18 protein-coding genes and 2 pseudogenes are annotated in these 25,128 nt (G+C 43.8%); 7 read left to right on the top strand and 13 right to left on the bottom strand.

The features are described 5' to 3' along the window. Positions 1 to 27: 27 nt before the first annotated feature. Together P4S58_RS21615 and P4S58_RS21610 are read left to right on the top strand one after the other, a co-directional pair. Positions 28 to 1,797 (top strand): phospholipase D-like domain-containing protein, encoded by a 1,770-nt coding sequence (locus P4S58_RS21615; protein WP_337165680.1) that lies wholly within the window; start codon positions 28 to 30, stop codon positions 1,795 to 1,797. Positions 1,798 to 1,857: 60 nt separating this feature from the next. Further along, on the top strand, positions 1,858 to 2,970 hold the full coding sequence (locus P4S58_RS21610; RefSeq protein ID WP_337165679.1) for an AI-2E family transporter: 1,113 nt from the start codon (positions 1,858 to 1,860) through the stop codon (positions 2,968 to 2,970). Between the two features lie 261 nt (positions 2,971 to 3,231). On the opposite strand, the gene P4S58_RS21605 is transcribed toward P4S58_RS21610, so the two are convergent. Then, on the bottom strand, positions 3,232 to 3,777 hold the full coding sequence (locus P4S58_RS21605; protein ID WP_102953422.1) for a carboxymuconolactone decarboxylase family protein: 546 nt from the start codon (positions 3,775 to 3,777) through the stop codon (positions 3,232 to 3,234). Between the two features lie 124 nt (positions 3,778 to 3,901). On the opposite strand from P4S58_RS21605, the gene P4S58_RS21600 reads away from it, so the two are divergent. Next, entirely contained in the window at positions 3,902 to 4,801 is a 900-nt protein-coding gene (locus tag P4S58_RS21600; protein WP_337165678.1) for a LysR family transcriptional regulator, read from the top strand. A 25-nt stretch (positions 4,802 to 4,826) separates the two neighbouring features. Here the strand turns inward: P4S58_RS21600 and P4S58_RS21595 are convergent, their stop codons facing one another. The 4 genes from P4S58_RS21595 to exaC form a co-directional block, all read right to left on the bottom strand. After that, positions 4,827 to 5,369, bottom strand: coding sequence for a histidine phosphatase family protein (locus P4S58_RS21595; protein WP_337165677.1), 543 nt, complete (start codon positions 5,367 to 5,369; stop codon positions 4,827 to 4,829). Positions 5,370 to 5,801: 432 nt separating this feature from the next. Next, entirely contained in the window at positions 5,802 to 6,833 is a 1,032-nt protein-coding gene (gene tdh, locus P4S58_RS21590; protein ID WP_337165676.1) for an L-threonine 3-dehydrogenase, read from the bottom strand. 46 nt (positions 6,834 to 6,879) lie between these two features. Next, on the bottom strand, positions 6,880 to 8,073 hold the full coding sequence (locus P4S58_RS21585; protein WP_102962213.1) for a glycine C-acetyltransferase: 1,194 nt from the start codon (positions 8,071 to 8,073) through the stop codon (positions 6,880 to 6,882). Positions 8,074 to 8,348: 275 nt separating this feature from the next. Further along, positions 8,349 to 9,869: an acetaldehyde dehydrogenase ExaC gene (gene exaC / locus P4S58_RS21580; RefSeq protein WP_042479733.1), complete on the bottom strand. Its 1,521-nt coding sequence runs from the start codon at positions 9,867 to 9,869 to the stop codon at positions 8,349 to 8,351. Positions 9,870 to 10,118: 249 nt separating this feature from the next. Here exaC and P4S58_RS21575 point away from each other — a divergent pair, with 249 nt between their 5' ends. Further along, complete coding sequence (locus P4S58_RS21575; protein WP_337165672.1) at positions 10,119 to 11,870, top strand: sigma-54-dependent Fis family transcriptional regulator; 1,752 nt, start codon at positions 10,119 to 10,121, stop codon at positions 11,868 to 11,870. Between the two features lie 32 nt (positions 11,871 to 11,902). Here the strand turns inward: P4S58_RS21575 and P4S58_RS21570 are convergent, their stop codons facing one another. Beyond that, positions 11,903 to 14,782, bottom strand: coding sequence for an HD-GYP domain-containing protein (locus P4S58_RS21570; protein ID WP_337165670.1), 2,880 nt, complete (start codon positions 14,780 to 14,782; stop codon positions 11,903 to 11,905). 144 nt (positions 14,783 to 14,926) lie between these two features. Here P4S58_RS21570 and P4S58_RS21565 point away from each other — a divergent pair, with 144 nt between their 5' ends. Together P4S58_RS21565 and gloA2 are read left to right on the top strand one after the other, a co-directional pair. Further along, positions 14,927 to 15,850 (top strand): LysR family transcriptional regulator, encoded by a 924-nt coding sequence (locus P4S58_RS21565; RefSeq protein WP_337165669.1) that lies wholly within the window; start codon positions 14,927 to 14,929, stop codon positions 15,848 to 15,850. A gap of 17 nt (positions 15,851 to 15,867) precedes the next feature. Next, positions 15,868 to 16,254: an SMU1112c/YaeR family gloxylase I-like metalloprotein gene (gene gloA2 / locus P4S58_RS21560; RefSeq protein ID WP_337165668.1), complete on the top strand. Its 387-nt coding sequence runs from the start codon at positions 15,868 to 15,870 to the stop codon at positions 16,252 to 16,254. Between the two features lie 103 nt (positions 16,255 to 16,357). On the opposite strand, the gene P4S58_RS21555 is transcribed toward gloA2, so the two are convergent. The 4 genes from P4S58_RS21555 to ectA form a co-directional block, all read right to left on the bottom strand. Further along, the gene (locus P4S58_RS21555) at positions 16,358 to 17,794 is read right to left on the bottom strand and encodes an aspartate kinase (RefSeq protein WP_337165666.1); all 1,437 of its coding nucleotides are present in this window, start codon (positions 17,792 to 17,794) and stop codon (positions 16,358 to 16,360) included. A gap of 91 nt (positions 17,795 to 17,885) precedes the next feature. Beyond that, entirely contained in the window at positions 17,886 to 18,272 is a 387-nt protein-coding gene (locus P4S58_RS21550) for an ectoine synthase (RefSeq protein ID WP_042479723.1), read from the bottom strand. A gap of 9 nt (positions 18,273 to 18,281) precedes the next feature. Continuing rightward, positions 18,282 to 19,547 carry a diaminobutyrate--2-oxoglutarate transaminase gene (gene ectB, locus P4S58_RS21545; protein ID WP_337165664.1) on the bottom strand — a complete coding sequence of 422 codons (1,266 nt, stop codon included), beginning with the start codon at positions 19,545 to 19,547 and terminating at the stop codon, positions 18,282 to 18,284. Between the two features lie 59 nt (positions 19,548 to 19,606). Beyond that, positions 19,607 to 20,158, bottom strand: coding sequence for a diaminobutyrate acetyltransferase (gene ectA, locus P4S58_RS21540; protein WP_042479932.1), 552 nt, complete (start codon positions 20,156 to 20,158; stop codon positions 19,607 to 19,609). Between the two features lie 647 nt (positions 20,159 to 20,805). On the opposite strand from ectA, the pseudogene P4S58_RS21535 reads away from it, so the two are divergent. After that, positions 20,806 to 22,389 (top strand): annotated as a pseudogene (locus P4S58_RS21535) (AMP-binding protein); the annotation flags it as partial. Positions 22,390 to 22,421: 32 nt separating this feature from the next. Here P4S58_RS21535 and P4S58_RS21530 read toward each other — a convergent pair. The 3 genes and pseudogenes from P4S58_RS21530 to P4S58_RS21520 all read right to left on the bottom strand — a co-directional run bounded on the left by P4S58_RS21530 (position 22,422) and on the right by P4S58_RS21520 (position 25,120). Beyond that, positions 22,422 to 23,837: an ATP-binding protein gene (locus P4S58_RS21530; protein ID WP_337165663.1), complete on the bottom strand. Its 1,416-nt coding sequence runs from the start codon at positions 23,835 to 23,837 to the stop codon at positions 22,422 to 22,424. Continuing rightward, positions 23,827 to 24,483: a response regulator gene (locus P4S58_RS21525; RefSeq protein WP_102939759.1), complete on the bottom strand. Its 657-nt coding sequence runs from the start codon at positions 24,481 to 24,483 to the stop codon at positions 23,827 to 23,829. The genes P4S58_RS21530 and P4S58_RS21525 overlap by 11 nt, the downstream gene beginning before the upstream one ends. 2 nt (positions 24,484 to 24,485) lie before the next feature. Continuing rightward, a pseudogene (locus P4S58_RS21520) lies at positions 24,486 to 25,120 on the bottom strand (tetratricopeptide repeat protein). Between the last annotated feature and the right edge of the window lie 8 nt (positions 25,121 to 25,128).

Below are 25,128 nucleotides of genomic sequence, written 5' to 3'. Positions count from 1 at the left end.
GGATTAATCAGAGTAAGGGAACTCGGAATGAACAGAACTAAAGTCGTTAGCTTTGGATTACTCATGACCTTATTGTTTGGTTGCAGTTCTACGCCAGACTTCCCTGAAGGTGCCATCACTGATCCACGAACACAGCAACATATGGAGGAGCGTCGTTGGCGTCCAGAAGATGAGCTTAAACGTGACTATATCAAACTGGCTTCTGAATCTTCTCTCCCCACTCAGGATACACTGGTCAAAGTGATAGGAACCGATAGCACAAGCGCAGTACAAAGCATTGCTGACAAAATTTATCTTATCGAAAACGCCAAATATACCGTTGACCTTACCTACTACATTTTTTCTCCCGATATTGTCGGAGAAGCCGTTTTAGGCGCCTTGTGTAATGCGGTTAAAAGAGGTGTAGATATACGGATTATGGTTGATAGCTTAGGCTCCTTTAGCTTTGTCCATAGTGATTTAAAAGGTCTAAAAGAATGCGAACACAAAGCGGGCTACGTAAGAAATGCTAAAGGTGAAATGACAAACAACCGAGCTCGAGTACAAGCGGTTGTTTTCAATGCACTGACAGAGTTTGCTTCAGACGGCAATCGACGTTCACACGACAAGCTTTTAGTTGTTGATGGTGCGTATCCGGAAGATGCGTTTGTTATCACTGGCGGGCGTAATATCTCAACCCACTATTATGGCTTGGATGAAAGCGGAAGTTTTGACCCTACGACATTTAAAGATATTGAAATTGTTATCCGCCCTTTAGCGGACTCATCATCCGCGACTTCACCCTCACAGCTGGCTGAATATTACTTTTCAGTTCTGTTTTCTAAGCCCGGAAACAAATTTCTAACGGCGGTTTTTGACTACGAAACCGTCGCGGAAAGACATCAAAAGATGTTGTCGAAATTAAAGCAAAGCCCCACTTTTCAAACTGCTTATCAGAGAGCGGAAGACCACACTAAAAAAGGCTTTTCTCAGACACGAACTCGTTTGGCTCATGAACTTGATAACCTAGTTAACAGCGATTTGGTGTCTCAATACAGTACAAATAAATTGAGAAACGCAAACTCTATTAGCGGCATTCTAGGGCGTGTCGGCTATGAGAATTACGATCTGAAAAGGGTTCGTATTGTCTCACCCTATTTATTCCTTCAGTCTGATCTTTTAAAAGATCAAGAGGTTATCGATGAGAACGTCAATGTCACGATGGAGTGGTTAAATAAAGATCCCGAAAGAACCATAGAAATTATCACTAACTCGGTTCTTACAAGCGATAATTTCTTTACTCAGGCCGTGATCGATATGCATACCGCCCCTCTTTTGCTGATGGATCCTGAACAACGAGAACAATGGCTCGATAGTGAGTTAACTAACAACGAAGAAAACATGGAATTTGTAAATTCAGAAGCATGGGAAAAATTGGTCAGCCACCCACGCATTATGTTTTATCAGTTGGGCAAGGATGATGCGGTTTCTTTAGGTGGCAATAAACACTACGGAAAACTGCATGCGAAATTTGTGATTGCTGACGATAACGCTTTCGTCGGCACAACAAATTTGGATTTCCGCTCGCTCATTTATAACAACGAAATGGGATTTTTCCTGTTTAAGGGTGACGTAATTGACGATATGAACAGAGAGTTTGAATTGTTGAAATCTCAGTCTACTCGTTGGGGAAGCCAAGAGTGGTTAACTTTGAGACATAAAGTGCGTGAGATGGGTGGTTTAAAGGGAAGCACTACTGGTCGACAACGTTTTATCTACAAAGCTTTAGAAAATACTGGCCTTATCTATCAGTTTTAGTGCAGTTAACAAAAGTTAAAGAGCCATTATCTACGGCTCAATGAACAAGGGATAAAAAACGTGAACAACTCAAATGAGAACCTAGAAAAGGTATTAGTGAAAGCATTCAGTACTTCGTTAATACGATTCGCTGCAATTACACTTATTGTTATTGTTTGCTGGTGGGCGTTTTTACCATTCTTACCTATTTTGCTTTGGGCTTTGGTATTAGCAATTGCACTTTACCCTCTTAAATTAATTATTGAACGTAAACTGGGTTTAAGATCCAGTCGAGCAGCGACTATAGTCGCAATAATAGGAGTGCTCGTGCTTGGCACCCCTACTGCTATGGTTGGTAACTCATTTGCAACTAAAACATTAGCGGCGATCGATTCCTATCAAAACGGTACGCTAGTCATCACTAAGCCAACGGACAGCGTGAAAGAATGGCCTTTAGTCGGGGAGAAATTGTACGCAGCATGGGATGAGGCTGCAGATAATTTTCCTGATTTTATAGAGAAGCGTCAGCCTCAAATAAAAAGCCTCTTTGGTTGGGTTGTTGATAGTGCGGCTAGCGCCGCTAAGAACGTATTTCTATTGATAGGTGCAGTGATCATTGCAGGGATAATGTTAGCTTGGGCAGAACCCGCATCGGCATCAATATCCAAAATTTTTATCAGTTTTACTGATCCAGTCAAAGGCCCGAAACTGCATAAACTGACCACAGCAACACTCAGGCAGGTTGCGATTGGAATTATCGGTATCGCATTTTTAACCGCAATGATATTTGGAGCTGTTGTTGCTTTGGCCGGTGTGCCTGCGGCCTCTTTGTTTACTCTCATAGCCTTAGTATTCGCTATCGTTCAGCTTCCGGTTACGGTCGTTGCATTGGTCGCAGTTGCTGTCTTGTGGTCAGGAGATGGTGGCACAGCACACAATGTTCTCTTCACGATATTACTGATAGCTGCAAGCTTAATAGATAACTTCTTAAAGCCAATCATTCTTGGCCGAGGATTGGATGTCCCTATGCCAATCATACTCATTGGCGCTGTGGGTGGGGTTATGTCTGGTGGCATACTGGGTATGTTCGTCGGCGCTGCCTTTTTAGCTGCGGGGTATCAAGTATTCATGCAGTGGGTTGAAGAAGAGAACAAGCAATTATCAGATAGCGCTGATCATTCGGAGCCTAAATAGAGACTTTGATAAATTCCCCCCCTTTTAGCTAGACCGATAATGACAAAAAAACCTATCAACAAAGGGCAATAGAACAGACGCTTAAGTAGAATCATCTCAGGTAAATTTGCGCTCCTGCTACCAATTACTGAGGCAAAAATAGCGCCTACGCTGACATCTTCAGCCTCAAATCAGCCGAGCAATAGAGGTAAAAGCGGTCATTCAAAAATGACCGCTAACCTGAAAACTGTAGACACACAGATTCCTATCAGAAGTCTACTTTTAGCTCAAAGTACCAACCGCAGGGAAATCGATTTCCGTACCAAGGACTTCATTGATGTAGTTGGTTAAAGTATTCAAAGCAACATGACCAACAATTTCGACTATTTCAGCATCGCTGTAACCAGCAGCTCGAACAGCCTCAAAGTCACTATCTGTAACCTTGCCTCGATTGATGGTCACTTTTGTCGCAAACTGAACTGCGACAGCTGCTTTTTCGTCTTCGGACGTACCTCTCCTGTTTGCTTCAATTTCACTTGCACTTAGATTCGCTAAGTTAGAACCGAGGTATTGATGTGCGGCGAGACAATAGCCACAGCCATTAACTTCAGCCACAGCTAGCGCAATACGTTCGCGAGTTTGTGCTGTTAGCGAACCTTTAGCAAGCGAACCATTTAATCCTAAATAGCCCTCCAGTGTCGCTGGACTAGTCGCTACGATACGGAAAAGGTTTGGAACACTGCCCAACAAGGTGTTTACTGCATCCAATAATGCGTGTGATGCCTCAGGTGCAGCAGTAATTGATGCAGGGGTAGTAATACGTGACATGTTCAGCTCCTATTTGCTTCCAAATTGTCGAAATAATCTTACTACTTGGGTGCAGGGAAATAATTAGACCAAGAATTAATTGTCTATTACATTATCTGCAACAATAGAGAGAAGGTCTGACCAAATGGATAAACTAGAAGCAATGCGAATATTCGTGGAAGTTGCTAAAGAAAGTAGTTTTGTTGCAGCTAGTCGAACTCTTAACATTTCTCCTCCGGCAGTAACTCGTTCTATTAACCACCTTGAAACTACGTTAGGCGTGCGCTTACTAAACCGTACAACTCGAAATGTTCGCCTTACGGATTCTGGCGTGCGTTTCTTTGAAGATGCTAAACGAATCTTAGAAGATGTAGACTCAGCAATATCATCTGTTGCAGGTAAATATCGTGAACCAAGCGGTGTATTATCTATTACTGCGCCAGTGTTATTCGGACAAATACATGTCACTCCAATACTGACTGAGTATTTACAGAAGAACGGGCTAGTGACAGTGCGTGCAGAGTTTTTTGATCGCAATAGTAATCTGCTTGAAGAGGGATTAGACGTTGCCATTAGAATCGGAAAACTCAGCGATTCTAGCTCATATGCAACCCAAGTTGGACTCGTGCAAAAAGTTGTCTGCGCTTCACCCTCATACCTTGAAAAACATGGTGAACCCAAACACCCTTCAGATTTAAAAAACCATGAAATAGTTCAAGCATCAATGGTGGAAGCATCTACAACTTGGATTTTTAACTCAGCGGGAAGGGAAGAAAGTACAAAGGTAACGCCACGTTTATACTGTTCGCAAAATGGAACTGCCCTAGCAACAGTAGAAAATGGACTAGGAATTACACGTTTAATGTCCTATCAAGTTGGAGAGCAACTGAAGAAAGGTTCGTTAATTCGAGTACTTCAGGAGTATGAGCCATCCCCTCTCCCGGTCAACATTTTGTATTTAGAAAAGCGTCAATCGAACGCAAAAGTGAGTTCATTTGTTGAACTTGCAAAAATACGATTAAGCGAGTCTTTAAATAACGGTTAGCCTAGAAAAAACATATTTGTAGTGGTCAACTAATAATATCACTCCGTTTAAACGTGCGAAGGTCACCACACCCAATGCCTTCTTCCTGATAGCCAAGTAAACTCTCAAGTACGTTGAAATGAGCAACTATTATTACTTTTTTGAAATCTTGATATCTATCGAGCACACTGATCACGCGAGATTTAAGGTTATGTGCTGTTTCATATTCAGCATTATGGTTCTCTCTCCCACTTTTTAACGAAGAACGGTATTCCTGCCAACGCCGATCCCTTTCTTCTAATTCTATGTAACCACCTGACATGTCTGCGACCCACTCCCGTAAGTCGTGTTCGACAAACAACTCCAGTCTATGCTGTCTGTTGATAATTTCTGCTGTTTGAAGTGCTCGAGTGTAGGGAGATGAAATTATGATATCGGCACCTAAAAATATAGGTAATTCAGATTGAGACTTAATGAATGGGATACACTCGCGTGTAATAGGTGCATAGTCTTTTTCTAGTTGTGTCATTTTACGTTCATCAGATAGTCTATAGTCTGGCTCTCCATGACGAACAAATACTATTTCCATTTAATTTCAATCCATTACATTGCTTTCATATCAAACAAAAAACTACTGATGTATTTAAGTTAAGTCAATTCTACTCAACCAATAAAACTGAAAATTAAACTTGCGTCAGATCAGGCTAACGTATGATCAAATTGAACAGATATGTAGCCGTGAAACTAGACAGGAATTGTTACAAGCTGACCGCTTTTGGGAGTTTTCTGTCACTGCCTCTATGCTGGTAACCATGAACAAAATTGCGATGATTTCAGTAGCACGATTTGCTACTGAGTAATTACGTTAACACCGAATGGGGCAGTGAAAGAGTTTTTTGGGGATTTCACTGAAAGTGATATTCTTGGTTTGGGGCGAAAGTGGGGCTATTTCTTCCATTTCGTTGATTTCAAGCACTAACAAAAAGCGCCCCAACCGGAGCGCTTCATAATCAATATTCGATTATTCCCAATCAAGAATAACTTTACCGGAAGCCCCGCTACGCATAGCGTCGAAGCCTTTTTGGAAATCATCAACCTTGTAGTGGTGAGTGATGATTGGTGACAAATCTAGACCAGATTGGATTAGGCTTGCCATCTTGTACCAAGTTTCGAACATTTCACGGCCGTAGATACCTTTAATAACCAGACCTTTGAAAATTACTTTGGTCCAGTCAATTGCCATATCTGATGGTGGAATACCTAGCAGAGCAATACGACCACCGTGGTTCATCGTGTCTAGCATTGATCTGAAAGCACTTGGTACACCAGACATTTCAAGACCTACGTCGAAACCTTCAGTCATGCCCAGTTCAGTCATAACATCTTCTAGCTTCTGCTCAGCAACGTTGACTGCACGAGTCACACCCATCTTGCGCGCAAGTTCTAGGCGGTATTCGTTTACGTCAGTAATGACTACGTGGCGAGCGCCTACGTGTTTTGCTACTGCTGCAGCCATGATACCGATTGGGCCAGCACCAGTGATCAGAACATCTTCACCAACTAGGTCGAAAGAGAGTGCTGTGTGTACTGCGTTACCGAACGGGTCGAAGATCGAAGCTAAATCATCAGAAATACCATCTGGGATCTTAAATGCGTTAAACGCTGGGATCACAAGGTATTCTGAGAAAGAACCTGTGCGGTTAACACCAACACCAATGGTGTTACGACATAGGTGAGTACGGCCGCCACGACAGTTACGACAGTGACCACAAGTGATGTGACCTTCGCCAGAAACGCGGTCGCCCAGCTCAAAGCCACGAACGCCTTCGCCGATGCCTACGACTTCACCCACGTATTCGTGACCAACAACCATAGGTACAGGAATGGTTTTTTGTGACCATTCGTCCCAGTTATAAATGTGAACGTCAGTACCACAAATCGCGGTTTTCTTAATTCTGATCAGAATGTCGTTGTAACCTAGTTCAGGCTTATCAACTTCTGTCATCCAAATGCCTTCTTCAGGCTTAAGCTTAGCTAGTGCTTTAATTTTCATAATGCTCACCAAATGAATCCTCCGAGATTGGAGGAAACAATAATCCTTAGATGATGTTCATCTCTTTACCGACTTCGATAAACGCGTCGATAGCTTTGTCTAATTGCTCACGAGTATGTGCTGCTGACATCTGTGTACGAATACGCGCTTGGCCTTTTGGTACTACTGGGAATGAGAAGCCAACAACATAAATGCCTTTTGCCAGAGAACGCTCAGCAAACTCAGCCGCAACTTTCGCATCGCCCAACATAATTGGGATAATTGCGTGGTCAGCACCAGCCATAGTAAAGCCAGCTTCTGTCATACGTGCGCGGAAGTGCGCTGCGTTGTCCCATAGGCGGTCACGCAGTTCACCACTTTCTGCAAGCAGATCAAGAACACGTAGTGATGCAGAAACAATTGCAGGTGCAACAGAGTTAGAGAATAAGTACGGACGAGAACGCTGACGTAACCAGTCAATCACTTCTTTCTTACCAGAAGTGTAACCGCCTGAAGCGCCGCCCATTGCTTTGCCTAGCGTACCTGTGATGATGTCAATACGGTCGATAACGTTGTGGTATTCATGTGTACCACGGCCGTTTTCACCCATAAAGCCAACAGCGTGAGAGTCATCAACCATTACTAATGCATTGTATTTATCTGCAAGGTCACAGATCGCTGGCAAGTTAGCGACTACGCCATCCATTGAGAACACGCCGTCAGTAACGATAAGCTTATGACGAGCGCCCGCTTTATCTGCTTCGATAAGCTGCTCTTCAAGCTCTTGCATGTTGTTGTTCGAGTAACGGAAGCGCATCGCTTTACATAGACGAACACCGTCAATGATTGAAGCGTGGTTCAGTGCGTCAGAAATGATCGCGTCTTCTTTATCAAGCAGAGTTTCAAACAGACCTGCGTTTGCGTCGAAACATGAGGTGTAAAGAATCGTGTCTTCTTTGCCTAGGAATGTGGATAGTTTCTCTTCAAGGGCTTTGTGTGAATCTTGAGTACCACAGATAAAGCGCACTGAAGCCATACCGAAACCGTGAGAGTCCATACCCTCTTTCGCCGCTTCAATTAGCGCAGGGTGGTTAGCAAGACCTAGGTAGTTGTTCGCGCAGAAGTTTAAAACATCTTCGCCAGTAGAAATGTGTACAGAAGCGCTTTGCTGAGAGGTAATAATACGTTCTGATTTATAGAGACCTTCAGCTTTTACTTCATCAAGCTGGTCACGAATTTGCTGGTAAAAAGCAGTCGACATTGCATTTTCCTTCTTCGTTTTTCGGAGCATAAATAAGGGGTTATTTACACTGTAAAAATCACTGCCAGTAGCGACAAAAAATGTGCACGTTTTCCCAAACGTTACTCGCTACAATTTATCCCCTAAGTGTAATCCACTCGTTGAAAAGCGATTATCCTACTTTGCGGAAAAGCATTCATGAAAATGAGGCACAAATAGAAACTATTAAACCCACGTTGCCTGATTGCCATAAAAAAAGCGCCCCGAAGGACGCTTCAACTGACGTTGTTTTATTTTTAGAAGAAGCCTAATGGATTGATGTCGTAACTCACCAATAGGTTCTTGGTGTTTTGGTAATGGTTCAGCATCATTTTATGTGTCTCACGACCAATGCCTGATTTCTTGTAACCACCGAACGCTGCGTGTGCAGGGTAAGCGTGGTAACAGTTAATCCATACGCGACCCGCTTCAATGTTACGTCCCATACGGTATGCAAGGTTAGCATCACGAGTCCACACACCTGCGCCTAGGCCGTATTCGGTGTCGTTTGCAATAGCTAACGCTTCAGCTTCATCTTTGAAGGTTGTGATTGCAATAACTGGCCCGAAGATCTCTTCCTGGAAGACACGCATTTTGTTGTTGCCCGCCAGCATGGTTGGCTGAATGTAGTAACCGTTACTGATGTCGCCATTCTGGCTTGCCACATCGCCACCGAAAACCACTTGTGCCCCTTCCTGACGACCGATCTCCAAATAGCTCAAGATCTTGTCGAACTGCTCTTGCGAAGCTTGCGCGCCCACTTGCGTATCTGTATCTAACGGGTTGCCTTGTTTAATGGTTTTTGCACGCTCACTCAGTTTCGCCACGAAGCGGTCATAAATTGATTCGTGAACCAGCACACGAGAAGGACAAGTACACACTTCACCTTGGTTGAAGAAGCCCAGCAGCGTGCCTTCAACACATTTTTCTAGATACGCATCTTCATGATCGAAAATATCAGCAAAGTAGATGTTTGGTGACTTACCGCCAAGCTCAACGGTAGAAGGAATCAAGTTATCTGCGGCACATTTCAGAATATGGTTACCCACTTCGGTTGAACCTGTAAATGCCAGTTTCGCGATACGGTTGCTGGTCGCTAATGCTTGACCCGCTTCATTACCAAAGCCGTTCACCACGTTGACAACGCCCGCTGGAATCAAGTCACCAATGGTTTCCATTAACACGAGAATCGACGTTGGGGTCTGCTCTGCCGGTTTTAGAACCACACAACACCCAGCCGCCATTGCTGGCGCAATTTTCCAAGCAGCCATCAGCATTGGGAAGTTCCAAGGAATAATCTGCCCTACTACACCAATTGGCTCAGGAAAATGGTACGCCGCTGTATTCGCATCAAGTTCAGCAGCACTGCCCTCTTGAGCACGAATACAACCTGCAAAATAACGGAAATGATCAACCATCAAAGGAATATCTGCCGCCAAGGTTTCACGAATCGGTTTTCCGTTTTCCCAAGACTCAACGTAAGCCAGTTTTTCGATGTTCTCTTCGATACGATCTGCTATTTTCAGCAATATGTTGGAACGCTCGGTCACACTGGTTTTTGCCCACGTTGCGCGAACGTTGTGTGCAGCATCCAGTGCGAGGTTGATATCCTCTTCGCTAGAACGCGGGACTTGGCAGAACTCTTTACCGTTAACCGGTGATGTGTTTGCAAAATATGCTTCTCGAACCGGTTTTACCCATTCGCCACCAATAAAGTTATCGTATTGATTTTTAAAATTAAAAATCGCATTTTCAGTTCCTGGTTGCGCATAAATCATAGTTCAGTCCTTGTTACTTTACTTTCACGTTATTGTTAGGGTTTGCAGTGTTGCTATTCACACTTGCTGATAGTGCTAACGCAAATCACAAGCCAAACTTGTTCGGCTTGTTGTTAATAAGTTGTAAAGCTATGATTAACAAAATGATCACAAGCATTAAGTGGCGATGGAATCGCGGTTTGGGTACTGCCCCCCATTGTTCCAGTGTCCCAAAATGACACACTGCTACTGTCACAACATGGAACAGTTATGCAAATTCAAACAGTTAAAGATTGGCTATCAACATCTTGGCATCGAAGTGAAGAAGCAGGACTCACTCAAAGAAGTCGTCCTGAGCATATTCGCTTGCCAAATTACGAGCTCAAAGAGCGCAAATGGTTAGCCACGTCATTAATTTCTGCGGTAGAAAGGCATGCTGTACCACTTTTCAATCAAATGTGTGGGCACAGTGACAGTCACTTAGTGTTAACCGACAAAGAAGGGGTGATTCTTTCCACTTGGGGGCATCCCAGATTTAAGGAGCGTTTAACGGAAATTGCGCTGGAATCAGGTGCTTGCTGGCAAGAAAAACTCAAAGGGACAAATGCGATAGGCACTGCAATTGTTGAAGCCCGCCCGGTCACGGTTGTTGGCAATCAACACTACATTCGGCAGCACCATTTTATCAGCTGTTCTTCATGTCCTATTTTCACTCATCAGGGAGAGTTGCTCGGTATTCTTGATATCACCAGTGAACAGCAAAAACATGATTTATCAATGCAGGTTCTGGTGCAGAACATGGTTCAACTGATTGAAAATCATCTGCTGTGCGAAATCCCTCAAGGCTCGACTCGAATTGATCTCGCTTGTGAACGCTCACTGCTTAACAGTGGCTGGCAAGGTATTGTTATTGCGGATGAAGGTGGAAAAATTCTGGCACACAACCACATTGCCGCTCAGCTGTTGGCGCAAAGCTCTGTGGTTGGGCACTCGATTGATGAAGTGTTTAACCAGCGACCAAAACCGTTTGTGTTTGAGAAACACCCGTTAACCGACAAACCTCGCCAATCCCACTACTCTTATACAGCTTCTTGTGAACTGCATTTTGGTGACACCACCATAGAGCAAGCATGGCAGCAGGCCAACAAGCTGATTGATAAAGACATTACATTAATGATCCTCGGTGAAACGGGCGTAGGAAAAGGCGAATTTGTAAAAGCACTCCACCAGCGAAATTCACGAAAAAACAAAGCGCTGGTCAGCGTAAACTGCGGGGCTTTACCGAAAGATCTGATTGAATCTGAACTGTTCGGCTATGTGGCCGGCGCTTTTACGGGTGCGAACAGCAAGGGTTACCAAGGAAAAATTCGACAAGCCGATAAAGGCATTCTGTTTTTGGATGAAATTGCAGATATGCCGTTAGAAGCGCAGTCTCGTTTACTACACGTAATTCAGGATAAAGTCGTCATTCCTGTTGGTTCAAACCAAAGTTATCCGGTAGACATTCAGATCATTGCTGCCACTCATAAAGACTTAGAGAAAGCGGTTGCGGAAGGCTCTTTCCGCCAAGATCTCTATTACCGCCTCAATGGGTTGATTTTGCATTTACCCGCTCTACGCGAGCGACAAGACAAAGCGGCGCTAATTGAGAGCATTCACAAAACTTATCGTATTGGCGCTCAGTCGTTATCGCCCAATCTGATGGAGCTTCTCACCAGCTACCATTGGCCGGGCAATATTCGTGAGTTAGACAACATGATGAAAGTGGCTTGTCTGCTGGCCAGTGATGAGCCTGAACTAGGGCTGGAACATGTTCCGGGTCATATCAGCAAATCTTTGCTCAATCGCGTTGTTGATATTGAATCTGAAGGTGACGCCGTGGATTTAAAAACCACCGTCGAAGACAAATTGCTAAAAGCGTATCAGGCGAATCAGGGTAACATCAGCCAAACATCAAAGATGCTTGGCATCAGTCGTAACACCCTTTATCGCAAACTTAAATCCATCGGTATTTTGAAATAAGTTCGAAAGAACTTTATCGATGGCTGATTAGACTATGCCAAATAATCCGCCACGTTGACTTGATCTATCTGCTCAGGTTCTAAAAACTGTTTGGCGTATTCCATGTAAATACCCGAGTTAAGGAACAAGGCAAACAGATCAGCATCAATGTGATTGTCTTTGACCATAAAACTCATAATTTTGAGCGACTCTGACAAGGTCTTAGCTTTTTTATAAGGTCGATCTGAGCTGGTCAGTGCTTCAAAGATATCGGCAATCGCCATCGCCTTCCCGGCAAGCGGGATTTCACTTTCATCAATACCTTGCGGATAACCTTTACCGTCCAGTTTTTCATGGTGGCTACCAGCAATCAGCGGGATGTTTTTCATGGAGCTTGGAAACGGCAATGATTCCAGCATCATCATGGTTTCGATGATATGGTCATTGATGATAAAGCGCTCTTCATCGTTTAATGTGCCACGTTGAATGCAAAGGTTATAAAGCTCACCCTGATCGTTCTTGTATTGCTTGGGCTGCAACTGGAAGCGCGCATCTCGAATTTTGCTCGATTCCCAAGGAATACGATGTGACGGCTTATCCGCCAAAAGTGATTCGGTAACGGGCAGATCATTGTCTTCATCACGATAACGTTTCGCTTCTTCCAGCCCTAATCCCAATCTTGAATCCAAGGTTCGTTGCCAAGTTTTACCCGCGATTGTATGAATGCGCTGTTGGTGCTCTTCGCTGAGAAACTCATTACCCTCATTCATTTGTGCAATAAACGCGAAATCTTCATCCAACTGACGCCATTTCTCATCCAGCGGTGCTTGATGCTCGTTTGGTAAGGTGCCAAATGCCGACTGATAAGCGTCAATTTGTGCATCTCTTTTCAGCACTTCAAAACGGGTTCTGATCTCATGGATGCGGTTGTAGATGGTTTCCAATTTGGTCGATTTATCCACCACATACTCAGGTGTTGTCACTTTGCCGCAGTCATGCAGCCATGAGGCGATGTGCAACGCTTCCTGCTCGTCTGCTGTGAGCGAAAAATCTTTAAAGGGCTGCAAATCCGATTCAGCCGCAGCCGTGACTAAACGTTCTGTCAGTACCGGCACCCGCTGACAGTGATTTCCCGTGTAGGGAGACTTGGTATCAATAGCACCAGCAATGACACGAATGAACGCTTCCAAAAGTTCCTTTTGCTCTCTCAAGTGTTTTTTCGTTTCAATCGCCAGCGAGGTATAGCCAGTTAGCACCAAAGTGAGTGGAAGTGTTTCATCTAATATTGCTTGCTTGTGCTCGTTCAGATAAGCAAGGTTCAAACATCCAATGCATTCCTGCTCACGGTTATAAAGCGGCACCAGGAGCCACCAGATCTCTTCTGGCAGACGAAGCTTTCTCGCAAACTCAGGCGAGTTTTCATAGATCAAATACTCTTCACCGTTTACTTGCGAGTAAATGCTGAGAACCTTTTCGTTGCTATCCAAATAAGCAAGAGAGACATCATTCTTATCTTTGGTTTTACTGTCCCAATAGATATGAGCCTCTAAGCTCCCCTCCTTATCATCCCATATCGATAAGAAAGCACCTTGAGCTTTGGTTACTTTGACCAAACCTTCACTAATCACCGACTGAATTCTCACAGAGTCTTTCTGTTTCGATATGGTTCTGGTCAGTTCAAAAAAGTTGTGAATGGTGATGTTCATCCCTTTTAACGCTTTACTAAGATCAACAATCTCTCGGATTCGGCTGGGTTTATAGTTTGGCGCATCAAACTTGAAGTGACTGATGTCTTGAGCATTTTGAGTGGCTAAACGAATGGGACGGCTAATAAATTGCGCCATGATATAAACAATTGGCAATACGAGCAGAGCAAGAATAAACGCGGTTGCTATCGCATGATGTCTTATGGCGGCGGCTTTATCTAACAGTTCTGTTTCTTTTATGGCAAACAGTAAGTAGAAATCTTTATCGCCAATTTTCGCAACGGGAAACACTTCGCCAAACCACTTCTCATCATCAATCATTTCTGTTTTTAAGCCTTTCGCGACATTGCTTTCATCGAGAATAAACGATCTGATATTTGGAAAAGGTAACTGGTCAATGGTCTCCAATTCACTTAATGACAGACGGTGGCTGCTGCCTTCACTGAAGGCGTAGATATAGCGTTGATTTTTTTCAAACAACAGTCTTGTCGAAGGGTGATCTTGTGCGCTGCCTGCCAGCACATTTGAAACGCTGGATAGCAATATCTCAGCCGCAATAACCGTTCCTGTTTCTGATCGCTTTTGCACCGTCACGCCAATTTGCTGTTGAACTTTAAAAAATCTCGGCCTCGCCAGACTCATCTCATTTTTTTGCGCCGCTTGGTACCAAGTTTCCTTACGAGCATCTAAGCTGCTATTCGAGATAATCTGCGAACCAATGACATTACCGTCAACACTAAAAAAGAACAGTGTCGCATAACCTTTTTCATACGAAGACATCACACCAAACAACTCCGCATTCTTAGGCACTGGAATGTCTGTCATCCAACTCGACTGAGTGTTTTTGAACGCTGCCAATACATCCCCATTGTTATAACCAATGAAATAAGCATTGACGCCGGGCTGGGTATGTAACAATTTTTGCAAAATGGCGAGATAGGGAATTCGGTCATCTTCACGAGCTGGATCATTAAGAGGCGTGAGCTCTAAGGTACTGATAGCATCCATCGCTGGCTGGAAAACCTTTTCAAAATCGCCTTTCGTGGTGGTGGCTATTTGTTCAAACAGGGTTTGATTGGCTTCAAAAATAATGTTGTCGATACTTTTGGAAGAAGCCCAGATTTGCAGTAGGCATGAGCCCGCAACCACAGTGACAAACATCACAGACAAATGGATATGTAGTGGCATTACAAATCTCGAATACCACCGCTTTTCAGTTTTCTTCATTCCAGCTTTCCCTAGCACAACATTTTGTAAAGATAGACGATTTCTACTTCTCATAAGTTAGAATTAGCCGAACAGATCTTGTGATTCTTATGATACAGTTCGCATCATCACTGCACTTGTACGATCATTGAACGCCTAAACACCATGCTAAACCCAAAGCTTATTACCTTACTTCCTGATTTAGCGACATTTATCTTAATTGTAAATGAAGGCAGTTTTACCGCTGCGGCTCACAAGTTAGGCGTTACTCCGTCCGCGTTAAGTAAACTTATTACTCGTTTAGAACAAGCTTTGTCGGTGAAGCTGTTTGAACGCACCACAAGGAAACTGATCATTACTCAGGCAGGTCAAAAAATTTATGACCAATGTTTGGTGATGATGAATGCTGCGCAGCAAGCGGTAGAGCTTTCAAACTCGGATCATACCGAGGCAGCAGGCACTCTTACCATTGCCGCACCCGAGGCGTTCCTTAACTCCGTGTTGCAACCACTGGTTGTGCCGTTTCTGAAACAGTATCCAGAGATCAAACTCAGACTTCGCGCCGCAGATGGTGAAATCGATCTGTTCAAACACAATGTCGATGTAGCATTCAAACTGACCGATAAACCGGACGAAAACTTGGTACTCAAAGAATTGGCGAAAACCAACTTGGTGTTGTGTGCCAGCCCTGATTACCTCAAACAGAGAGGTGTACCTAAGCATCCTACGGATCTTTCGCAGCACGATTGCCTTTATCTTGCAGAAACCGAGCATGACCATATCTGGAGCTTTCTTAAAGACGATGAGTTCCACACTGTAGCGGTAACCGGTCGTTTCGCGGTTAACCAATCTCAGATCCGTTTAAACGGGGCAAAAAATGGTTTGGGTATCGGGATTTTCCATGACTTTGTGGTTCAAGATGCGATTGCCAACGGAGAAGTGGTGCAACTGTTACAAGAGTGGACGATTAAGAGTAACTACCATGGCGCGATTGCAATGCAGTATGCGCAAACCAAATACATGCCTGCTCGATTGAGAGTCTTTATTGATTACGCACTTGAACATTTGCGTCCAAAGCTCAACCGCTGAAACGTTACGAGGACATCATGTTAAAACGAATTCATCACGCTGCGATTATTTGCTCTGACTATCCACGCTCAAAAGCCTTCTATGTGGATGTTCTCGGACTAGAAGTCATTGCTGAAAATTACCGGCAAGCGCGCGATTCTTACAAGCTAGATTTAGCGTTGCCAGATGGTTCACAAATCGAGTTGTTCTCATTTCCTGAGGCGCCAAAAAGGCCAAGCTATCCGGAAGCGCAAGGCTTACGCCATCTTGCCTTCTGTGTTAATGATGTCTCTGCCGCCAAAAACAAGCTTGAACAGCAAGGAGTTGAAGTTGAACCGATAAGAGTAGATGAGTTTACGGGCAAGCAGTATACCTTCTTCGCTGACCCTGACGGCCTACCACTGGAACTGTACCAGAGCGAATAACGGCCTCAATAGCAAGCGTTTAAAAAGGCGTTAAGTGTGACCACTCAACGCCTTTTTAAACTGGCACGTCTTTTTACCTAAACAAGTTAGTTATATAAACACGTTAGGCCGCTTTTACCGAAGGTTTCGACTTTTCTTTTGACTCTTCTTTCTGAGCGATTAACTTCTGGTGCAAGGCACAAATGGCACTGTTGTAGTCGCTATCTTCGACCACGAATTGCACGTTAACGTTACGCATAGATGAATACGCTGCCATAGGTGTCACGTCGGCTTTATCTAATGCCTGCATACCTAAACTCAATGCCGCATTGGTATTGATTGATGCGCCAATTGCAGAGATCAGTGCCACCATTTTTCCAGAAATCGATGCGTTCGGATAACGTTTTTCAGCCTTATAAAGCACCTCATTGAGGTTCTCAGAACTGCCGCTGAGGAAATAAGTCATTGAGTTGGCGTTCATCTCCTTTCCAACCAAATGCACTTTGGCTTCAGCGATGATTTCCATTAGCTCATAACTTACATTATCCACTTTTCCGACCATGCTTTGATCAAACATGTGCAGGGCAAACACTTTATTTCGACCCGCAATGATCTCAACCTTGTTATCTTCAGGCTGATGAACATTAGATATCAGTGTGCCACCGTGTTCCGGTTCGAAAGTATTTTTAACTCGCAGCTCAATACCTTGCTTACGAAGACCCGCTGCGGCGTTAGGGTGAATGGCTTCCATTCCCAAGTTAGCCAACTGATCAGCAACATCGTAATTGGTCAGCCCCATAGGGCGCACTTTATCCGGACCTACCACACGAGGGTCTGCTGAACTTAGGTGATACTCTTTATGAATGATCGCTTGGTCTGCATTTGTTAGTGCAGCAATACGGCTGAAGGTCATTTCGCTATAACCGCGATCATAAGTTTTCATTAAGCCTTCATCACAGTAAGCATAACCAGTCACAATCGGTAGCTCGGTTTCCACATCGATCTCTTCAAACGCTTTCTGAATAACCTCATCAAGCGATCCCTGAGCACCGTTGCTCCAACCCGACAAATCCACAAAACGTGCATTCACGCCTAATGTTTTGAGCTTTAACGCCGTGTTATAAGCACTGTGCGCCTCACCAATCGAGGAAAGAAACTCTCTTACCTGTGGCAAATAATGACGCAACGAAAACTGACCATACTGGCAGGTTTCCAAAATATTATTGATGCAGTTTACTGCTTCAGAAATTCGAGAGCGGATGAACTTATCTGCGCGCAATCGACTCATAGGGTCGGCGAACAAGTTCTCATTGATCATCAACATACGTTGCTCAAGTTCGTATATTGCCTCGCGCCAAGCGTCGTCTCGTTTGGCGATCATTTTGTAGATACCTGACTTACCTGTGCGTTTGCACTCCAGTAAAGCGTCAGTCATCCCTGAATAAGCCGATACAACAAATACTCGACCGTATGGATTGCTCGGTTTTAGCAGAATATTATCAAGAACTGCGTCAAACGCAGACATAGAAGTACCACCGATTTTCTCTACGGTGTAATACATGATGTCTCCTCTTCTCGTTGGGTTAAAAGTCACTTCTTATTTTGCGAGTTCTCTCCTTCCTGCATTGAGGAAGGAGAATAGGTGCGTTCCGTTATTCAACAATCGGGTAAACACCGTCTTTGTCATGGGTTTCCGCACCAGTTAACGGCGGATTAAACACACATGCCATCACCATATCTGCGCCTTCATAAGCACGTAAGAAGTGTTCATCATGCTTATCGAGAATGTATAAGGTACCTGGCTTGATCGGATAAGTTTCGCCACCGACTACTTCAATTTCACCTTCACCCGACATGCAGTACACAGACTCAAGGTGATTCTTGTAGTGAATATGGGTTTCAGTGCCCTTGTAAATGTTGGTGATGTGGAACGAAAAGCCCATCTGATCATCTTTCAGCAGCATGCGTACACTTTCCCAAGTTTCCGCAACGACTCGACGTTCACTCTGACGACATTCATCTAGTGTTCTTACAATCATGACTTTTCCTTATGACGCTTTTTTAATGTATTGAGATGCGATGTTTTCAACCGATTGAGCAAAAATAGTTAAACCTTGCTCAAGCTCAGACTCACTGATAGTCAGAGGACAGAAGAATTTCACTACTTCATCATCCGGACCTGCGGTTTCAATCACCATACCTAAGCGGAAACATTCGCGGGCAATCTTGTCTGAAATCTCACCGCTCTGACACTCAATACCTTGCATCAGACCGCGACCTTTCAAGCGGGTAAACAGTGTCGGATACATACGAAGCGCTTTTTGAATAGCTTGCGTTACCTGCTCAGCACGTTGCTGAATGTGCTGTGAAAATTCATCATCTGCCCAATAGGTTTCTAACGCTTTTGCAGCGGTGACAAACGCATGGTTATTACCACGGAATGTGCCGTTGTGTTCGCCCGGTTTCCATTGGTCTAGTTCTGGTTTAAACAGCACAACCGCCATAGGTAAACCGTAACCACCGATAGATTTCGATAAAGTAACAATATCTGGCTGGATGCCCGAAGGCTCAAAACTAAAGAACGTGCCTGTACGACCACAACCCGCCTGAATGTCATCGACGATCAACAGCACATCGTGTGCTTTACAAATCTTCGCCAAACGTTGTAACCACTCATTTGACGCAGCGTTCAAGCCACCTTCACCCTGAACCGTTTCAACCAGAACAGCCGCAGGTTTATCTAAGCCAGATGAGTTGTCACACAACATGGTTTCGAACAAGGCCAAGCCATCGATATCCGCATAACCTTCATAAGGTAGACGAGTCACACCCGATAGCCCCATGCCAGCGCCACCACGATGGTGTTGGTTACCTGTTGCGGCAAGTGCGCCATACGAACAACCGTGGAAGCCATTGGTGAACGCAATAATATTGCTACGCCCCGTCACTTTACGCGCAAGCTTCATGGCTGCTTCTACGGCATTGGTACCTGTAGGGCCAGTAAACTGTACTTTGTAGTTCAAAGAGCGAGGCTCAAAAATATAAGTTTGCAATGCACTTAAGAATTCAGCTTTCGCTTCTGAGTGCATGTCTAAACCATGCGTAATACCATCTTTATCGATGTACTCAAGCAGTGCCATCTTAAAAATGGCGTTGTTGTGCCCATAGTTCAGTGAACCGGCACCCGCTAAGAAATCAAGGTAAGCGTCACCATCTTTGGTGTAGAGCCAACTACCCTTAGCAGTAGAGAAAACAACGGGGAAATTTTTTGCGTAAGATTGAACGTTTGATTCTTTTTTCTTAAAGATATCCATAACGTAGCGTTTTAACCTTCTTTATTGATTCTTGAATGAATAACAGTGATAGCCTTTGGCTACTGCTGCTTTAGAGGAATTCGATACAAATATTCCGTATCGTGTTTACCTTCAAAATGACGGGTTTCATCGAGAAAAGTGGATACTTCACCACGCTCTCCATGCACTCTGTCTAATTTCTTAAACAGGCTCCATGACCCGAGGTTGTCTTTAGTAATCGTGGTTTCCAATACTTGGATGTCTTGCAGATCATCTCTGGTCAGAATCTCTTTCAGCATATGGAAAGCAAGACCTTTACCGCGCGCACTTTCATGCACAGCGACTTGCCAAATGAATAACTCACTAGGGTTATCCGGCTTGCGATAGGCTGAAACGAAACCAACGATCTCACCGTCACACTCAGCGACAACACAAGTACTTTGAAAGTGCGTTGATTGCAGAAAGTTGCAATAAGCTGAGTTTTCATCAAGCGGCGCACACTGAGAGATAAGCTCATGTATTTTTGCGCCATCACTTGCGGTAGGTACTCTAAAAACCCAATCTTCCTGAAGATTTTGCATAATTTCTGGGTATGCGACCCAAGGTGCTGCTGTAATCATTGTTCGCCACATAATCATTTAGAACTCTAAACAAATTCCTTATATAAACTAACAAGACTAAAGATTATTTCAACCCTAAATATTGAAAGGAGATGGAGAAATAAACATATAATATTGTTTTTAAAGGAGTTATTGAGATTAATTAAATTTATAAGACATATAAATATTAATTAGTATTCTAACTATAATTAAATTAACAAGGTTTTAATGAAATGGCGTTTTAATATTAAGATTATCACTAGCAAATTGACCAAACTTTTGCATTATGCATTTGCATTATGCAAAGTTTTTCCACGAAACGTTTACAAATCGCCAATATAGATTAATTAATAACCAAAAATCACACTAAAAAAGTTGGCATGCAATATGCTTTATATTAGTTGACCCTTATTAAGCCGAGGGTCACCTAGCCAACTGACGTTGTTAGTGAATACATTTTGTTCACATGTTATATCAGCCAATTGTATTAGTTACAGTTGGCTATTTTTTTACCTGTCTCCTACTAAAATCCGCCAACAACTTTATTCCTTAGCCAACTCAAGCCAAATCATCACGATAGTTATTCTCTTTTTTTCTTAAATATCAGTGAGCTGTTGTTTGACTTTGTCTAGATCTGCGTCAAAACTCTATTCAGAGTAAATTGAATGGCTGAGCGAGTTATGTCTAACGAAAACCCATTGTGGATACCCAGCGAAGAGCGAGTTCAAGCATCGAATCTTCAGCAGTTTATTCAACACATTAATATGCAGGGTGAAGCGGTTGAAACCTATCAGCAGCTCCACCAATGGTCAGTAGCGGATAAGAAAAAGTTCTGGCTGGAGATCTGGCAATTCTGTGATGTGATTGGATTCTGCGGTAACTGTATCTACGGTGAAGGCATCGCTCGTTGGCAAAAATTCCTCCCTGCTCGTGATACGATTTGGTTTCCTCAGGCGCAACTCAATTACGCAGAGAACCTACTTTCCTACGCTTTCCAAAAACCTGAAGGCGTTGCTATCTGGTTTAAAAACGAGAACGGACAAAGCAAAAAACTGACATGGCAGCAGCTCTGTGATCAGGTATCGATTGTTCAGCAATGGCTGATACAGAATGGGGTGATAAAAGGTGATGTGGTTGCGGCTTGCTTGCCCCATATGCCTGAAACCGTTGTAGCGATGCTGGCGACCACAAGCTTGGGAGCTATCTGGGCATCAACTTCCCCTTCAGATGATATTGATGACACCATAGCTCGCTTTGAGCAAATTCAACCCAAAATTTTGTTCTGCTGTAATGGTTATAGCTTTAACGGCAGCAATCATCTGATGGAAGAAAGTAATTCTAAAATTGTTCAAGCGATTGAAAGTATAGAAAATACCTGCCAGATAGAATATTTGCAGCAACGCGAATACAGCGTGAATTTCAATGATACGTTTTCCGACTGGCAATCACTGCTTTCCAGCTATCTTCCTCGCGGTTTAACTTACGAGCGTATTGGTTTTAACGACCCTCTGTTTGTGCTGTTTTCAGAAATAGATAATGCTCCACCTAGATGCACCGCTCACAGTGTTGGGGGAACCGTACTTAATCACTTAAAAGAGCATCAGCTTCAGTGCGATATACAGCCCGATGATCGCGTCCTGATCAATACAGAATGTGACTCGATGATGTGGAACTGGCATGTTTCTGCACTAGCAAGCGGGGCAACCTTAGTCATTTATGATGGCTATCCGCTCTATCCTCAACCAAGTGCATTATGGGAGTTCATTCAGGAAGCGGAAGTGACTCTGTTTGCGACTCCGGCAGATTATTTACAGGCTCTTGAGCAAAAAGAGTTTTCACCCGGCAATTTTTACGCTTTAACTTCTCTCAAGACACTCTGTTCAACGGGGCAAATGCTCAAAGCCAAACAATTTGATTATATATACGACCAAGTCAAACCCGATTTGCACTTGTCAGTTATGTCCGCAGACTCAGATATTCTTGGCAGCTTTGTGATTGGCAACCCTATCTCACCTGTCTACAACGGAGAATGCCAAGGTGTGGCTTTGGGCTTAGATATCGATGTCATTGACCAAAGCGGAAAGCCTGTCTCTCTTGCTGAAGGTGAATTAATTTGCAGAAATAGTTTTCCCAATCAACCTATCGGGTTCTGGCATGATGATGGCGAACAGTATCATCTTGCATTTTGGAACAGTGAAGATGGAGCATGGCATCAAGGTAGCCGCGCAGAAGTGACCAGCAATGGCGGTATGCGATGTTACGGCCTTAAATCTTAACGGCCGCAACATCAACCTATTTATTTAGGTAGCACAACCAAAAACGTGTTACGGCTGTCCGCGCGAGGAAGCAGCTCAACGCTTCCTCGATGCAATCTGGCAATATCGCGGGTAATCGACATGCCAAGCCCTGCACCGTCGCCTTTTTCTGTGTTGGCTCGATAGAAGTTATCGAACATTTTCTCTCGCGTTTCAGTAGTGATGTTTTTCCCAGTATCACTGACGTAGACGTTCACAGACTCTTCTTTGTCTTCCAGTCTGATGTTGATCTGAGAACCATCCCCCGAATAGCGCATCGCGTTATCGAGCAGGTTTGTTAGCAGCATTCTCAGTAATGCTTCGTCGCCTAACACTTGAATACCATCACCTTCAAACGAGACTTCTTGCTGACGCTTAAGAGCAAGCGGTACGCGTTCTGCGATAACTGACTGACAAAGCTTAGAAAGATCCGTAACCAAGAACTTCATTTCATGGATGCTTTCCACTTTAGCCAGTGTCAAAAGTTGCTGAATCATGCGGTCTGTTCTGTCGATGCCTTGCAGAATATTGCTTAAATCTGATTTCAGTTGTTGCTCGTTTTGGCTCATCAAAGCGTTTTCTGCATTCAGGCGCAGTATGGTCAGCGGTGTTTTCAACTCATGTGCTGCCATGCGGGTAAAACGTTTTTCCCTTTGCCAAGCTTGATCCAACTCATTCAACAAAGTATTAAGAGCTGCAACTAGGGGAGACAATTCCTGCGTGGGGTTTGCGACATAAATGCTGTCTAGCTTATTCGCACTGCGCTGAGCAATCGCCCGCTTAAGTTCAGAGATAGGCTTAAAATGTTTATCAATCAAAAGCACCATCAGCAGTGCCAGACTCGGAATTAAAACAAATTGTGGTAAAGCAGCAGACAACGCCAATTCATACATCATTTCATCACGAATCGACTCTTTCTCAGCGACAAAGATGTACTCATGCTTAGTATTCATCGCTTTAGGCAATGGAAGTTGGAAATATCTCCAAGGTTCATTCTCAATATCCATATAACCAAACCCTGCGTACTTAGGGTCATGGTCGAGGTTGTCTATTTCAGGAATCGAGCTCCAAATGAGCTCATTTGCGATATAAAACTGAACTAAAATATGTTGCTCATAAGGGTGGCCAAATGGTGTCGGGTTGTCATCCCCTTTTGCTTGCAGAGCAATGCGTTTCATCCAGTTATCAAATAAATCACGCGTTTGACCTGACTGCATAGGTTGTTCTGAAATCGGCATACTCAATAGCAGCATCTTGGCTGACTGACCAAGGCGAGCGTCGTACACCTCTTCAATTTCATGTTTTGAATAAGAGAAGCTGAAATACAAACAAATCAGAATTAAAACTGATGAAAGCGCGATCACTGATATCGTCAATCGCTTTTTAATAGAAAAAGTTTCTTCTACGTTATTTTTCAATGATGTACCCCACGCCACGGATATTCTTAATCAGGTTATTTGGAACTTTTTTACGCAAATTGTGAATATGCACTTCGATGGCATTGTCACTCGCCCCTTCATCCCAACCGTGCAACGACTGTTGTAGCTGGTCTTTACTGAGCACTCTCCCCGCATGAGTCATTAATGCGGTGAGCAATTTGAATTCGTTATTGGTTAACTTTAGCCTATTTCCATCATAATCAACGGCTTGTTCAGCTAAAGAGAGAGAAAGTTGTCCAACAACGATGCGTTCATCACAATATCCTGATTGACGACGAATGAGCACCCGCAGCCGCGCCATCAACTCTTCAAGGGCAAATGGCTTGACTAAGTAATCATCAGCTCCGCCATCTAAGCCTTTTACTCTGTCTTCAATATCATCACGCGCAGTAAGGATTAACACAGGTAAGGTATAGCCAGCTCGGCGCAGGTTTCGCAAAACAACCAGCCCATCGATATCTGGCAAGGTAAGATCCAAAATGACGGCAGCGAATTGCTCGGTTCTCATAGCAACTTCAACACCACCGCCTCTGTCTACCCAATCCACGGTATATCCATGGCGACTGAGTGAAGTCACCATGGATTGCCCGAGTAACGTGTCATCTTCAACTAAAAGTAACCGCATGGTTATTGAAGTTCTCCTAATAATTTTGCTATTTCTTGCTTACGCCCCTGATCGGCTAAAGGTCGATCAGCACGTGGCGGCGCTTTCTGTGCTTTGGTTAGGTACTGGATGGCTTCTTTTTTCGTCCGTCCTGCGCTAAAAAGTCCGCGTAAAAATAGTTTGGATCGATGCCATCCGGATTAATTTCTAATGCTTTACGGAGCATTTTCTCAGCCATATCATCATCACCGAATCCAATTGGCCACCCCGGCACCTTGTAGTATAACGAGCCTAAACTGGTAAACGCTGAACCATTTAACGTTTCTGGCGCTTTATCAATCACTTGTTCTAAAAGTGCTTTTGCTTCTTTCACCAACGAAAGAGCACCTAAACCTCCATCAGCCCCCGCAAGCGACGACTTGTTGATTGCCAACCATACTTTCAACTCTTGGCGGTTTGGTTCTTGTTTCAAAGCTTCTTCGTTGCGCTTGATTAAGTTTTCTAAGCAGTAAACCTGATTATCCGTATCTTTCGAATCATACTGACAGACCGCCCACTTTTTTTGAATCGTGACTAACGGATCCGCTCCCGAAGCAAAAGCTGATGTGGCAGTAGCAAAACAAATAGTAGCAGCTAAAGTTGATAGTAAAAATTTCATATTTCGTC

The organism is Vibrio sp. Hal054 (genome assembly GCF_037162405.1).
Classification (GTDB): Bacteria; Pseudomonadota; Gammaproteobacteria; order Enterobacterales; family Vibrionaceae; genus Vibrio; species Vibrio diazotrophicus.
This window is presented reverse-complemented; position numbering and strand designations above follow the sequence as displayed.